14 protein-coding genes are annotated in these 14,202 nt (G+C 48.8%); 3 read left to right on the top strand and 11 right to left on the bottom strand.

The window, feature by feature from the left end:
• Positions 1-50 precede the first annotated feature (50 nt).
• Positions 51-389, top strand: a complete 339-nt coding sequence (locus H608_RS0114155) for an ArsR/SmtB family transcription factor (RefSeq protein WP_028788249.1) — start codon at positions 51-53, stop codon at positions 387-389.
• Positions 390-483: 94 nt separating this feature from the next.
• On the top strand, positions 484-1,893 hold the full coding sequence (locus H608_RS0114150) for an MBL fold metallo-hydrolase (RefSeq protein WP_028788248.1): 1,410 nt from the start codon (positions 484-486) through the stop codon (positions 1,891-1,893).
• On the opposite strand, the gene H608_RS0114145 is transcribed toward H608_RS0114150, so the two are convergent.
• The 11 genes from H608_RS0114145 to H608_RS0114095 all read right to left on the bottom strand — a co-directional run bounded on the left by H608_RS0114145 (position 1,890) and on the right by H608_RS0114095 (position 13,106).
• On the bottom strand, positions 1,890-2,549 hold the full coding sequence (locus H608_RS0114145) for a response regulator (protein WP_028788247.1): 660 nt from the start codon (positions 2,547-2,549) through the stop codon (positions 1,890-1,892). The genes H608_RS0114150 and H608_RS0114145 overlap by 4 nt on opposite strands.
• On the bottom strand, positions 2,546-3,331 hold the full coding sequence (locus H608_RS0114140) for a sensor histidine kinase (RefSeq protein ID WP_028788246.1): 786 nt from the start codon (positions 3,329-3,331) through the stop codon (positions 2,546-2,548). Before H608_RS0114140 ends, H608_RS0114145 begins: the two co-directional genes overlap by 4 nt.
• An 81-nt stretch (positions 3,332-3,412) precedes the next feature.
• Positions 3,413-4,066, bottom strand: a complete 654-nt coding sequence (locus H608_RS0114135) for a hypothetical protein (RefSeq protein ID WP_155990178.1) — start codon at positions 4,064-4,066, stop codon at positions 3,413-3,415.
• An 84-nt stretch (positions 4,067-4,150) separates the two neighbouring features.
• Positions 4,151-4,597: a hypothetical protein gene (locus H608_RS0114130; protein WP_155990177.1), complete on the bottom strand. Its 447-nt coding sequence runs from the start codon at positions 4,595-4,597 to the stop codon at positions 4,151-4,153.
• A 516-nt stretch (positions 4,598-5,113) separates the two neighbouring features.
• Positions 5,114-6,001 carry a lysophospholipid acyltransferase family protein gene (locus H608_RS0114125; protein ID WP_028788243.1) on the bottom strand — a complete coding sequence of 296 codons (888 nt, stop codon included), beginning with the start codon at positions 5,999-6,001 and terminating at the stop codon, positions 5,114-5,116.
• A gap of 14 nt (positions 6,002-6,015) precedes the next feature.
• The gene (nadB, locus tag H608_RS0114120) at positions 6,016-7,632 is read right to left on the bottom strand and encodes an L-aspartate oxidase (protein ID WP_028788242.1); all 1,617 of its coding nucleotides are present in this window, start codon (positions 7,630-7,632) and stop codon (positions 6,016-6,018) included.
• A gap of 83 nt (positions 7,633-7,715) precedes the next feature.
• Positions 7,716-8,393, bottom strand: a complete 678-nt coding sequence (locus H608_RS22440) for a lysoplasmalogenase (protein ID WP_081658903.1) — start codon at positions 8,391-8,393, stop codon at positions 7,716-7,718.
• A gap of 1 nt (position 8,394) precedes the next feature.
• A complete protein-coding gene (gene ispG / locus H608_RS0114110; RefSeq protein WP_028788241.1) occupies positions 8,395-10,407 on the bottom strand; it encodes a (E)-4-hydroxy-3-methylbut-2-enyl-diphosphate synthase in 2,013 nt (670 codons plus the stop codon).
• A 27-nt stretch (positions 10,408-10,434) separates the two neighbouring features.
• Positions 10,435-11,076: a tetratricopeptide repeat protein gene (locus tag H608_RS22435; protein WP_038008465.1), complete on the bottom strand. Its 642-nt coding sequence runs from the start codon at positions 11,074-11,076 to the stop codon at positions 10,435-10,437.
• Complete coding sequence (locus H608_RS0114100) at positions 11,073-11,975, bottom strand: VWA domain-containing protein (RefSeq protein ID WP_245565765.1); 903 nt, start codon at positions 11,973-11,975, stop codon at positions 11,073-11,075. The genes H608_RS22435 and H608_RS0114100 overlap by 4 nt, the downstream gene beginning before the upstream one ends.
• Positions 11,976-12,263: 288 nt before the next feature.
• Positions 12,264-13,106 (bottom strand): penicillin-binding transpeptidase domain-containing protein, encoded by an 843-nt coding sequence (locus tag H608_RS0114095; protein WP_245565764.1) that lies wholly within the window; start codon positions 13,104-13,106, stop codon positions 12,264-12,266.
• Positions 13,107-13,220: 114 nt separating this feature from the next.
• Between H608_RS0114095 and H608_RS22430 the strand changes: the two genes are divergently transcribed.
• The gene (locus tag H608_RS22430) at positions 13,221-14,141 is read left to right on the top strand and encodes a hypothetical protein (protein ID WP_038008461.1); all 921 of its coding nucleotides are present in this window, start codon (positions 13,221-13,223) and stop codon (positions 14,139-14,141) included.
• Positions 14,142-14,202: the final 61 nt, after the last annotated feature.

The raw sequence follows: 14,202 nt of genomic DNA, 5'->3' as shown, positions 1-14,202 counted from the left end.
CGGGAGGCAATTAGAACTAATTTTGTAACTCCTGTTAATCGCTCAATGCTATGAACAACTATACGCTAACACTCAACCCTGCGGCTGAGGGTAATGCCCCCTTGACCGTAGACCTGCTCAATGTAAAGAAGGCGGCGCTGATCCTGCGCGCGCTCAATCATAAGCTGCGTCAGCAAATGATCAAACTCATTGATGAGCAAGGCCGCATCACTGTAACGGATATCTATGTGAAGCTCCGGCTTGAACAGTCGGTAGCCTCGCAACATCTTGCCGTGCTGCGCAAAGCCGGGTTCGTGAACACCATCCGCGAGGGCAAATTCATCTACTATTCCGTTAATGCAGACCGGATGATCGAGTTGAACAAATTCGTTGAATCCTTGTTAAATTAATCAAGCTTTTCCCTGATACAGGACGGAAGCCCCAGGCTTCCGTTTTTGTTTTTGGGAAATAAGGTATTTTTGCAGTATAAATTTTCTAACTAATATGTTCGTCAAGCAATTATATACCGGCTGTCTGAGTGAGGCGGCTTATTATATCGAAAGTAACGGCGAAGCGGCCATCATTGACCCGCTTCGCGATATCGATGATTATCTCGAGCTCCTTCACGAGCGAAAAGCAAAATTGAAGTATATTTTCGAGACGCATTTTCACGCAGATTTTGTAAGCGGTCACCTCGATCTGTCACAGGCCACCGGCGCGCCCATCGTGTACGGTCCCCAGACAGAAGCCGCTTTCACTTTTCACAAAGCAAAAGACGGCGAGCAGTTTAAAATAGGAGACCTTAGCATCGAAGTATTGCATACGCCGGGTCATACCATGGAATCTTCCTGCTACCTGTTGCGCGATGCTGACGGAAAAGACCATTGCATTTTCACCGGCGATACGCTGTTTGTAGGAGATGTGGGCCGCCCCGATCTTGCGCAGAAAGGTGAAGAACTCACGACAGATGATCTTGCCGGCACCTTATATGACAGCCTGCATCGCAAAATCATGCCGCTGGCCGATAATGTAATCGTTTATCCCGCACATGGCCCCGGAAGCTCCTGCGGTAAAAACCTGGGCCCCGATACATACAGTACTATTGGTGATGAAAAACAATACAACTACGCGCTGAAAGCGGAGTCCAAAGAAGCATTTATCAAAGCTATTACGGATGGCATTCCACCGCCTCCCGCTTATTTCCCTGTCAACGCGCGCATCAACCGCGAAGGGTATGGCAACCTGGAAGCTATTCTCGAAGAAGCATTGCAGCCGTTGAATGCGGATGAATTTGAAGCGCAGGCAGAAAATGGTGTGCTGATCCTGGATACGCGCCCTGCCGCTTTTTTTACCGAAGGGTTTATTCCCGGCAGTATCAGCATCGGTTTGGAGGGACGTTTTGCAGAATGGGCCGGCAGTCTCCTGCCTTTTGATCAACCCATGATTATTGTTACACCGCATGGCCAGGAAAAAGAAACGATCATCCGGCTGGCGCGTGTGGGGCTTGATAAAGTACAGGGATATCTCAAAGGCGGATATGAAGCCTGGAAAGAAGCGGGCAAGCCGCTCGACATGATCATCGATATCGAAGCCGATGAATTGATGATGGATATTCCTTTCGACCCCAATCTGCAGGTTATAGATGTCCGCAAACCGGCGGAATATGCCGACGGTCACCTGAAAAACGCGGTTAATCTTCAATTGGCAGATATGAAAGATCCCGGTTCCATGGCCAATATCGGCGAGGAGCAAAACCTGTATGTGCATTGCGCAGGCGGTTACCGCAGCGTAATAGCAGCGTCTTTGCTGAAACGTCAGGGTTTTCATAATCTCCGCAACGTTACAGGAGGCTGGAGCAAAATACGTGAACAGGAAAAAGCAGAGATCGTTAAAGAAACGGCCGTGCTGAATTAAGGACGTACAATGTCGTTCTTGATTGCGTACATCACGAGTCCCACGCGGGTACGCACTTTTAATTTTTCAAAAAGTGCATCGCGGTAGCCGTCGATCGTGCGCGGGCTGAGATTCATTTTATCGGCGATTTCTTTATAGGTCATTTCTGTACAGGCCAGCTTCAGGAATTCAATTTCTTTTTCGGTAAGTTTAACCAATGTTGTTACCTCGTCTGCGGCAGTGTCGAGATTATTCACGGCATTGATCAATTTGCCGGTTACCATTTCCGAATAATAAAATCCCTTTTGCATCACGGTATCCAGTGCGGTTTTGAATTCGCGCGGATGCGTGTCTTTCAGGATATACCCTTTGGCTCCCTGCCGGAGCATGCGTATGATGGATTGTTCGTTGTCGAGCATGGAAAGTGCCATCACGCGTACTTCGGGATGATTGTCGCGCAACCAGCGTGCAGTTTCAAATCCGTCTTTGAGCGGCATATTGATATCGAGCAGCACAAGATCGGGCACACCTTTGTCTGCGATCTGCTCTGTTAAGTGCTGACCGTTGTCTGCCTCAAACAGTACGGTGTAGTCATCAAAACTTTTCACCAGTCCAGCAAGACCGTTGCGCAGCAGAATATGATCATCTGCCAGGGCTACTTTAATTTTTTCTTTCATACGCCGTTCATTTTTTCGGGGGGTAGCAAGATAGTTACTTCTGTTCCCTTTGACAAAACACTGTTGATTTCACAGGATGCGCCGATCATGGCGGCTCTGTTCTGGAGGCTTTTTAATCCGATGCCGGCTCCTTCCGCAGCGGACTGCTGCGTGTCGAAGCCTTTACCGTTGTCGCGGATCTGGATGATCACCCCGCTTTCACTGAAATCCACGATTGCTTCCAGTCTCTCTGCCTGGGCATGTTTTATACAATTATTAATGCTTTCCTGGATGATGCGGAAAAGTATCAATTCCTGACGGGGATCGAGCTTTGCCGGTTCTCCTTTTATTGTCATTTCTGTCTGCATGGCGCCTGTGCGGGCGATCATGTTCAGTTCATGTTCGATCAGTTGCAGCAAACCTTTCTCTGCAATGTAGTCGGTATTGAGGCTTTTCGAAAGGTTACGGAGATCGCGGATGGCTTTGCTGACAAGTTCGTAGGAGTCTTGTATTTTTCCCTGTAGCTGGTCGGCAGGGGCGGCATCTGCAGTGGCAAGATTGAGTTTCACGAGGCTTAAGGTCTGACCGATGTTGTCATGAATTTCGGCCGAAACATTTTTGAGTGTTTGCTCCTGTATTTCAAGCTGCGCCCGCAAAATTTCCTGTTGAAATTTTTCTTCTTCTTTTTTCCGCAGACTTCGCTGACGATAGAAGAGCAGGGTAAATTGGATCACACCGACGCTGAGGATTACGAAGAAAATAATCCCGGAAATAATGATGGTATAGAGTTCACTGTTTTTCACGTCGCATTGTTTAGGTGCATAGAAGTGTCCTTCCGAAGCACGGGCAAAAGTATTGTAAAACAGCTAATCCGGGCCTACCGGTTAGTTTTCAGAAGATTGAATTTTGCGGCTGTTCAGGTAGATGGCTACCGTGAAAAACGCGTAGTGCACAAAGTTGAGCCACCAGAGCACTTTGATCAGATCAAAGTGTATAGGCGATTTGATACGAAGCAGGTACCCATAAAGACTCCAGAAGATGAAATTGACACTGAAAAAGAGAATAACGGAACTATTAACCCAGAAAATGCTGGACCGTATCACCTGGTCTTCCTTGGAATAACGGATCATTTCATAATTTGATAACAAGGCAAAGGTGACGTAGACAATGCTGATAGCAATAAGTTCATAATGCGGATAAGCCCGCAGACCCTGTATAAAGAATGAATCGGCTGCCAGAAAAAGCAACAGAGTAATAGTCGCGATCAGGACAAACAATTTGCTTTTACGCTGCTGCATTACGGAATGGTACATCAAACCGAAAAGTATGGCATTGAGGAACGTGTAGATATGGAAAATGATGTTATTGTAACCGTGGAACTTTGCCATGTACCATTGAACAACCGCGCTCAAAAAGGTTAAAATCTGAATGCATAGCAGCAACCGGTAGGAACGGCTGAGTTTCGGATACAGGGTAAGACCTATAACGACAAGAAGCAGTAAAAATCCGATATTAATGAGCGCGAGGGTTTCTGACATGGCGATGTTGATTCAGGGTACTTACGGAGGTATTGTTTTAATTAAAAAGCGGCCCTGATCCTGCGGGGCCGCTTTTTATATTACTTAAGGCAGACTCGTGGCTGGATCAGGACATTCAGTCGGGCACGACGGAATCCAGTCAAAGATAAAATCATCGATCAGGATGTTGGGATATTGAGTGGATTTTCCCTCGGGGGTTCCGCGGGGCACTACTACCAACGTGTAGATCGGTTTGCCATTGACAGTGTCTTTAACGGCCAGGTAAAGGCGGATGCCGGTGTACCCGTTCATTTTACTGATGGTTTCGAGCGTGCCGGCCTGGATGGTGAAGGCCTGTACGGGCTGGCCTTCCTGTGTGTAAAACACGGGTTTGATGGCGCTTGTATCGTTGTCATAAGCGGCGATCATGGCGCGGGCAGTAGCCACGGTCATTGATTTGTCGGACTGTCCCACTCCTTTGTCTTTACACGATGCAAGGGTTAATCCTGCAAGCAAGGCGCAGGAAAGTAGATTGACGGTTTTTTTCATCATAAATAATTGGTTTAGAATTGTTACAGCGATAATAATACAGCGATTTTCCGTATCCGCAAAATCTACCAGACCCGTGTTTTCACCCTCCATCAAAGTTTTTTAACGGAGGCAAAAGGGGTTATAATCACCTTGATATCCGTGGCCTGATGGTGTTTCTTTGTTCAACAAGCACGAATTAGACGGAACAACGAGTATCAGAATACGTAAACCTGCGACCTAAACCTTTACTATGAAAGTGGCTGCCCTGTAACAACGGGGCAGTTTTTTTTGCGTGGAATGGTGAATCGTGAATCGTCAATGGTGAATGGTGAATGGTGAATCGTCAATGGTGAATGGTGAATGGTGAATGTTCCTTCTCCTATATACGGGCAAACATTCCAGTGGCTTAATTACTTTGCAGCTTTGCGAAAAAGCTCACGCAAAGCTACATAGGGACAAAGACGCAAAGATCACCTAAAACGGATAAAGGCTGTTTAACTTACAACTTACAACTTACAACTTACTACTTATTACTTACTACTTACTACCTCTCTCCACAAACGTATAATCATCCCGCCACTCATTCTTCCAGCGGCGGTGGCTCCACAACCACATATCAGGATAGGTGCGGATCACATTTTCGAGGTAGTCGACAAAGCGACGCGTGAGATCTTCAGTAGTGGTTTGTTGGGGAAATTCTTCTTCAACTTTGAGCTCAAGCACATAACGCCCGCGCCGGGGCTTATGAATGAAGGCGAAAATGACCACACAGTCATTGGCAATTGCATTCTTTGCAGGGCCGGCCGTAAACGGTGCACGTTTACCAAAAAAATCAAACCATAATGCCCGCAACATATGTCCCGGGTTCTGGTCTGCTACCAGTCCCAGCAGGTATTGCTTATGGCGATAAGGCAGGATATCTGCCTGCATATTATTGGCGCGTAGTAATACCGTGCCGCTGCGCGAACGTATTTTTCTGAATATACGGTCAAACACTTTATTACTGATGGGAGCATATACGCCGAGAAATTGAAAACGCAGTGCCGCTTTCCCCGCGAGGTTTCCCCATTCCCAGTTGAAGTTATGACCGAGGTGCATTTGCACTCTCCGGCCACTCTCATAAAATTGATTGGCTACTTCCCAGTTGCCGGTAAAGCGTTTCGAAATATAACGCTCCGATGCACTGATGATCTTTATCGTTTCAATAAACGAGTCAATAAAATTTCTATAAAAACGCTTTGCGATCTTTTTCCTTTCTTCTATCGTTTTTTCGGGAAAGGCAATCGCGAGATTGTTCATCACCACTTCCTTGCGATAGCCGATCATACGATATACCACAAATGTCAGGATGTCGGAGATCACATATAGTACGCGCAAAGGCAATAGAGAGATCAACCATAAAAATCCGTATACCAAATAATACATGTCTGCTGTTCTTTTTATAAAACGATATTCTGCACCAATTCACTTTTACCGGGATAATCTGTGTTGAAATGCAGACCACGGCTTTCTTTTCTGAAATCAGCGCCTTTTACAATGAGATAACCAACTGTAATGAGATTGCGCAATTCAAGCAGTTGCGGAGAGATGGAACTGCCCTGGTATAGTTGCTCCGTTTCTTCCCACAGCAGGTCCAGCCTGTTCAGTGCCCGCTGCAAACGGATATCATTGCGCACGATACCAACATAATCGCTCATCACCTGCTGCAGTTCTTTCAGGCTTTGCGTAATGAGGATCATTTCCTTCGGTTCACTGGTGCCTTCCGCATTCCAGTCGGGAATGTGTTCTGCCTGCACCTGCGTGTATTTTTTCGCTTCCGTAGCGGCCGTTACATCCAGGTAACAACGGTGCGCAAATACCATGGCCTCCAGCAGCGAGTTACTTGCAAGGCGATTGGCGCCATGTAAGCCCGTGCTGCTGCATTCGCCGCATACATACAGTTGCTGAATGGAACTGCGGCCCCATTCATCCGATTTGATGCCACCGCAACTGTAATGCGCCGCCGGTGCCACCGGTATCATGTTCTGCGAAATATCAATGCCAATGCTTAAACATTTCTGATAAATATTCGGGAAGTGCTCGATGAATTTTTCTTTGGAGAAATGCCGGCAATCCAGCCATACATGTTCGGTACCGGTGCGTTTCATTTCACTGTCGATGGCGCGGGCAACGATGTCGCGCGGAGCCAGATCGCGACGCGGATCGTACCGCTCCATGAAGGCTTCTCCTTCTTTGTTGCGCAAAATACCGCCATCGCCGCGCACGGCTTCCGTGATCAAAAAGGCTTGCCCGCGCAGCCCGGGTTCGTAAAGTGCTGTCGGGTGAAACTGAATGAATTCCATGTTCTCGATACGTCCCTTTGCACGATACACCATGGCCACACCATCACCTGTGGCAATCGCCGGATTGGTGGTGGTGCGGTATACCTGCCCATTACCGCCTGTGGCCAGCAGCGTAGTAGTGGATAATATTTTTTCGATACGATTGGTTTCGAGGTTCAGCGCATATACACCATAACAGGTTATGTCGGGTGTCGATTTGGTTACGAGATAACCAAGATGGTGTTGGGTAATGATATCTACGACAAAGAAGTGTTTAACCAGTTCAATATTCAGTTGCGCCGCTACTGCATCCAGCAGCGTGCGTTCCATTTCCCAACCCGTAATGTCTTTGTGATGGATGATGCGAAACTCCGAGTGTCCACCTTCTTTTCCCAGTTTGTAATCGCCGTCTTTTTCTTTGTCAAATCTTGCGCCCCATTCAATGAGTTCGCGCACCCGGTCCGGGCCTTCCTTTACCACGATCTCCACCACGCCCGGGTTGCAAAGGCCGTCACCGGCGATGAGTGTGTCTTCGATGTGTTTTTCGAAACTGTCATTTTCCAGGTCGTTTACCACGGCCACGCCGCCCTGTGCATATTTGGTGTTGGTTTCATCGGCCGCGGCCTTTGTCATCACCAATATTTTTTTGTCAGGGAAATGACGCGCTACTTTCAGCGCATAGGTGAGGCCGGCAATGCCCGACCCGATGACGAGATAATCGGTTTTCCTTTCCATTCGTTATACTGCCGGGATATCCCGTGACGCCGGGGCCAGCAGGCAAATTTACCGGATATTCCGCCACAAACGACAGTATTTGATCAACGGTTGCTGCGGTAGTTGAGCCAGCGGCTGATTCCCAGGATCAGGCTCCATTGCGCCAGCCCGTAAGTGAGCATGATGCAAATACCCGCAGCGGGCAAGGGCTGATAAAATTTATTGATAGCGAGCAATGAATCCGACAGCACAAACAGGATCGCCCCCGCCACGATCAACAGCCCTGCACGCGGCACCGGTGACCGCCATAGTTGCAAGGCCAGGAATAACATCACCGTAATCACCAACCCATATATCCGCACGGGCCAAAGCATATCGGTCAATGAATTATTCAGCAGGAACATAATGCCTCCGTAAAACAACAGGGACGGCAGTAGCCACACACCACGAATGGCAATATTCTCCTGTTTCCTCATTTTATAAAAAATGATGCAGTAAAAGATATGTGCCAGCAAAAAAGAGGAAAGGCCCAACAGGAAATAGACCGGCTTGTACGTCTGGAACATCAGCAACACATCACCGGTCCAGGAAAAGAACAACGCCATCAGTGCAAGACTCCGCAAACGCGATGATGCCGGAGCAGACAGCAGCAACCAGGCAAACAATCCGGCGACGATCAGCGGTTTGCTGAATAGTTCAACCGGATGGTTGTCCATCGCAATGGCCAGCAGGTTGGTAACCAATGCACCAACGGAGATAAGGCAGGCAAGTCGTTTATACATATCAGGCCGGGTCTACCCAGGCTTCGTTTTCTTTCAGCAGGTTGATCAGTTCATCCACCGCTGTTTCGCTGTTCACATTTTTTTTCACCACTTCTTTCCCTTTGTACAGGGTGATCTTCCCCGGGCCGCTTCCCACATAACCGAAATCTGCATCGGCCATTTCTCCCGGACCGTTTACGATACATCCCATGATCGCAATTTTTACCCCTTTCAGGTGATGCGTGCGCGAACGGATTTTTGCGGTTGTTTCCTGCAGGTCAAATAATGTACGACCGCAGGAAGGACAGGAAATATATTCTGTTTTTGAAATACGTGTACGGGTAGCCTGCAGGATGGAGAATGCCGTATTGTTCACGAATTCTTCGGCACTTTGGTTTTGCAGATAATTTCTGCCGGATGCCTGCAATGCCTGGTCGCCACCGGCGAGCTGATGATACGCATGCTGCGAAAGACCAAGGCAAATGCCATCGCCCATTCCGTCGAGCAGCAGTGCGCCGGTTTCCGTAGCAAAATGGATCAGGTGTTCATCGGGTGTCTGCCATTTGCTATCGGTGATAAGGATTACCGGATTGCGTGCATTTTTTTCCGCCAGCGCCACAAACATTTTACGGACGCTTTGCATGGCATTTTTGCGCTCACTACTTAGGCAGAGCACCACCGTTGGATCGTTGACCAATGCATCGAGGAAGGTGAAATCATTCACGGTTGTTTCATCACTGAAACAATCCACCATCACAAAGTTCAGCAATGGATGACGCAGTTCAGCTTTTACAAAACCGCTGTCCTGGAATAAAGGAAAACAGTTTTCTTTATCGTTTGCCGTCTGCCAGGCGCCTGCATTCAGGATCACTTTGAGTGTGCCGGGCAGGGCAAATGGCGGCAAATGATTATTGGTAAAAATATAATCGGCGGCTGCATCTCCGATATGCCATTTATCCAGCGCAGCATCGTAGTTGTAACCAATGCCACGCAGATTTTCCGGTATCAGTTCGCCTGTCTTGCTCAGGTCTGCAATCGCAACGGGTACTTGTTTTTCCCCGATGTTGCCAATTGCAAAAGAATCGCGGCGTTGATAGTTGAAGGGATCGTAGGGCAACCGGATCGGTTCGTCTGTGGCGGTTGCTGCGGCAGCGGGCGTGTAACGTTTTACAATATCGCGGCACACCGGTATTTCGAGTTCGGGATCTTCTGTCAGGGAAACGCGGACGGTGTCGCCGATACCATCTTCCAGCAAAGAGCCGATGCCGATAGCGGATTTGATGCGGCCATCTTCTCCGTCGCCGGCTTCGGTAACACCGAGGTGCAGCGGATAACATTCAGAAAATTCTTCCTGCATGGTTTTGATGAGCAGCCGGTAAGCCTGCACCATTACCTGCGGATTGCTCGCTTTCATGCTCAGCACAATATTGTGATAGCTTTCGTCGCGCGCGATGCGCAGGAACTCCATCGCACTTTCCACCATGCCAACCGGCGTATCTCCGTAGCGGCTCATGATGCGGTCGCTCAGCGAGCCGTGATTGGTACCGATGCGCATGGCCGTGCCGTGTTCGCGGCAGATGCGGATGAGCGGTGTAAAACGTTCGCGGATGCGGTCGATCTCTTCTGCATAATCCGCGTCGGTGTATTCAATCAGTTCAAATTTCTTTTTGTCGACGTAGTTGCCGGGGTTCACGCGCACTTTTTCCACGATGCGGGCAGCGATTTCAGCGGCGTTAGGCGTGAAATGAATATCGGCAACCAGCGGCGTGTGGTAGCCGCGGCGGCGCAGTTCATTTTTTATAGCGAGCAGGTTCTCTGCTTCTTTTTTCGAGGGAGCGGTAATGCGTACCAGTTCGGCACCGGCTTCAATGCAACGGATGCTTTGTTCTACCGTAGCCATGGTGTCCATGGTATCGGTGGTGGTCATGGTCTGCAGACGGATGGGATGGTTATTACCCAGCAACAGGTCTCCGATTTTTACTTCTTTGGTCAGGAGCCGCTGATAGCGGGTAAGCGATTCACAATAATATTGCATACCGCAAAGATATTAGAAACTTGGGGCTTACCAGTCCTTCTGATTGTTACCTCCGCCTTGTTTTTTCTGTTGGTTGGCGCGGTTCTGGACTTGTTTTTCCTTTTGGCGGAGAAGGTCCAATTGGCGTTGGGCCTCGCGTTGGTTCATTTTTGATTGGGGTTGTTGTTCCTGCTGCTCTTTTTTCTTTTGATCCTGCTCCTGTTGTTTTTGTTTCTCCGGGTTCTTCTTTTTTTGTTCCAGCAGTGCCTTTTGCAGGTTTTCCCGGGCTTCTTTGTTGTTGGGGTCGAGGCGTAAAGCCTGTTTGTAGGCTTCGATGCTTTCTTCCAGTTTTTGCTGTCCGGTGAGGATCACGCCTTTATTGTACCAGGCCAGGGATTTGTGATTTTTCTGCACCTTTTCGCCGGCGATCAGTTCATCATAAAGTGCAATGGCCTGATCGGGTTGTTTCAGCAGGAAAAGTGCATTGGCGCGGTTGTAACGGGCAATGGAGTTATTGGCATCGTTACGCAGTGCTTCCTCGTATGAAAGGGAGGCTTTATCCCATTGTCCCTGGCGGAAAAATTCATTTCCTTCGGCGGTCAGTTCCCGGCTTCTGTTGACGTCGGTGGTTTGGGCAAATGCCGTTACCGGCAACAACAGGAATAATATGTACAGCAGGGGCCTGTTCATGCCAGTACTTTTTTTGTTTCGGGAATAAAAGATTCTATCAATAATAAAAGCAACATGGCTCCGGCAAAGCACCAGTAGTAAGTGGTATAATTCATGCGCGAAACGTCGCCGGTTACTTTGGTTTCAATCTGGCTGAGTTGTTGGGTGATGGTGTTGACAGCCTCTTCGCTGTTTTCCAGTCTTACATAAACGCCGTTGGTTAACCCCGCAATTTCTTTTAGTTCAGCTTCGTTGAGTTTGGAGAGAACGGGATTGCCGGTCTCGTCGCGTTTGGGCTCGCCGGTAGCCGGATCGGGGACATAAGCGCCTTCTGCGGAGCCGATGCCCACGGTGTTGATCATCATGCCGTAGGAGGCCAGTTCTTTGGCGGTTGACAAAGCGGCTTCGTCGTGGTCTTCCCCATCGGTGATGAGTACAACAGCTTTATAAGTTGATTCGCTGGCACCGAAAGCGGTGTTGCTCATTTTGAGGGCATCGCTGATAACGGTGCCTTGCAGCGGAATGCCATCAGGGCTGGCGCTGGACACAAACAATTGAGCGGCATTGTGATCGCCGGTCAGCGGCATTTGCAGGTAAGCTTTGCCCGCAAAAACCACGAGGCCGATGCGGTCGTCAGGAATTTTTGTGAGTAAGCGGCTGATGAACTGGCGGGCGCGTTCGAGGCGGTTAGGTGCCAGATCGGTGGCCAGCATGCTGCGGCTGACATCGAGTGCTATTACTACGTCGATGCCTTTGCGCGTCACTCCATCGGGACCGCCGGGTTTGCGGAGATTCATTACAGTCACCACGCCTGTAGCGAAGGCAAGCAGCACGAGGATGAATTTCACGAAAAATTTCCGGCGTGAGTAAGCCGCCGTCAGGCCTTTTACCAGTTCCGGATCGCCGATTTTTCTACGCACGCGTTTCTTCCACAGCAGCAGCCATGTAAACAGCACTGTGAGGATGAGCAGGCCACCGGCCAGCCAGATGAAATGCGGGTATTGAAATTGGTACGACAGGAGGGAGTATTAAGTTGTGAGTATTAAGTTATAAGTTTTAGGAAGTCAATGTGTAAATGTGTCCGCCGATGGCGGAATGTGAAAATGTGAGAAATGATTTACCGGACAATTTACACATTTTCACATTTACACATTTTCACATTTCATTTCGCCGCAGGCGAAGTGAAGCAAACTTCCCGCCAAAAAACATCACATTTTCCCTTCGAAGAATCCGAGTTGCTTAAGGATGTCTTTGACCATTTTCAGTCGCACGGGTGCCATATCAAAATTATGGTCGGTTGATTCCACGTTCAGCACAAAGAAATAAGGGTGTTCATTTTCTTCTACCCAACCCACTACCCAGCCGATCGGATGACCTTGTTCGTTGAAACCCCAGCCGGTTTTATAACCCAGGCGGTAATTGGCGTTGTTCTCGAAGAGCATCGCATGTTTTACTTTTTCCTGGTAAAGTTTAAAGAAAGGCAACTGGTTAAAGTAGAGTCGCTTTACGAGGCCGAGTTGTTCGTCCGGCGTTACTTTCAGGCTGTTGTCGAGCCAGAAGGTATCGATGGCGGTATGGATGCGGAACAGCGTATCTTTTTTACCGGCACCATAGTGCAATGAATCCATCCAGCGCTGCATGTCTTTTTGTCCAATCCTGCGTGCCACTTCCTGGTAATAAGGAACAGCCGATACGCGGAAGGCATCGTACATGGTGAGGTCTTTATTCCATTCGGCTACGGAGCGGGTAACGCCGTCCCAGGGAATGACCATGCTGTCGCCGGAGATCTTACCTGTTTGCAATCCTATCAGCGAGTTGACGATCTTAAATGTGGAGGCTGGCAGGTAAGTACTGTCACGGTAGCGCTTCAGGTTGTAAACGGTGAACTCTCCGGTGCCATTGTTCATGAGGCCGAAGCAGCCGGTTACTTTATTTTCATCGAAATATTTTTTGAGGCTGTCATCAACGGTTACATTGTTCTGTGAGCAGGCGGCCATTATTAATACAATACCGATCAATCCTGCTGATAAACCTGGTCGTTTCAACATCATACGAGCTATATATTTGGACAAAAATAAACCCAATGGCCGGGTTCTGGGCTTTTATATCAAAATAAGCCCGCAATTTTTGCGGATCAGGTACGTTTAAAAGCAAAACAACCCCGTATGCCAACTGTCCGTTTCGCCTGCCTGCTGTTGCTTTGCGCAGCCGTAACCCTTTTTTCCTGTACAAAAGATGTTTCTAATAACAATGGTGGTCCGCGCCTGATTTTTGTGTTTCATTTCGATTCCACACAGGCCCGTTTAAATAATGTTGGGCAGCCTTCGCCGATGCCGGCGGGCCATGCCGGGCAGCATCCGAAATTCAATACCATGAGCGCGCATTACCTTGAGCTGGCTCCCGGTCCATTGACGGCTTTGGGTGCCGGTGCCGTATTGTACCGGGCGCCGGAAACGGCGGTGGGAGGCAGCAATGCGATCGATTTTTCCAAAGCCGCTTTTGCGGGACAGGACCAGGAGTTTTATTCACTTCCGCTCAGCCAGGTTGCTCCGGGCAGTTATGAATGGCTGCGTTTGTCGCTCGCTTACCAGAACTATGATATAAAATATTATGTGGATACCGTGATCTCCGGCATTCCCATCCAGGGCGAATTCGGCGGCACGGTGGCTTCGTTCATTGGTTTTAACACGTACATCAGCAGTTATAAAATCAAACAGCAGCAATTGCAGGTAAATGGCAACCGCCGCCAGGGTTATTGGGGCTTTGAAACGGTGATCAATGTACTCGGGCAGAACTACCCGCTCAGTTCCAGCGGCGAGGCACCTGCAGGTGCCACCACTGTTGTGAACCCTTTATTTGCCACCTCGCCGGTGCCTGCGGGATCCTGTGTGGTAACGGCCGCCTTTGCTCCGGGTAAACTGGTGATCACGGGTAATGAAACGAATGATGTAAAAGTACAGGTGTCGCTTTCGGTGAATAAAAGTTTTGAGTGGGAAGACCGGATACCGGATGGAAAATGGCAGCCCGGCAAGCAGGAAGCAGTGGTGGATATGGGAATCAGGGGGATGGTACCGAAGGTGCTTTGAGAGGTGAATAGTGAATGGTCAATGGTGAATGGTCAATAGTGAATGGTGAATAAAAACAGCC

This window comes from Terrimonas ferruginea DSM 30193 (assembly GCF_000425585.1).
In the GTDB taxonomy this organism is placed as follows: Bacteria; Bacteroidota; Bacteroidia; order Chitinophagales; family Chitinophagaceae; genus Terrimonas; species Terrimonas ferruginea.
This window is presented reverse-complemented; position numbering and strand designations above follow the sequence as displayed.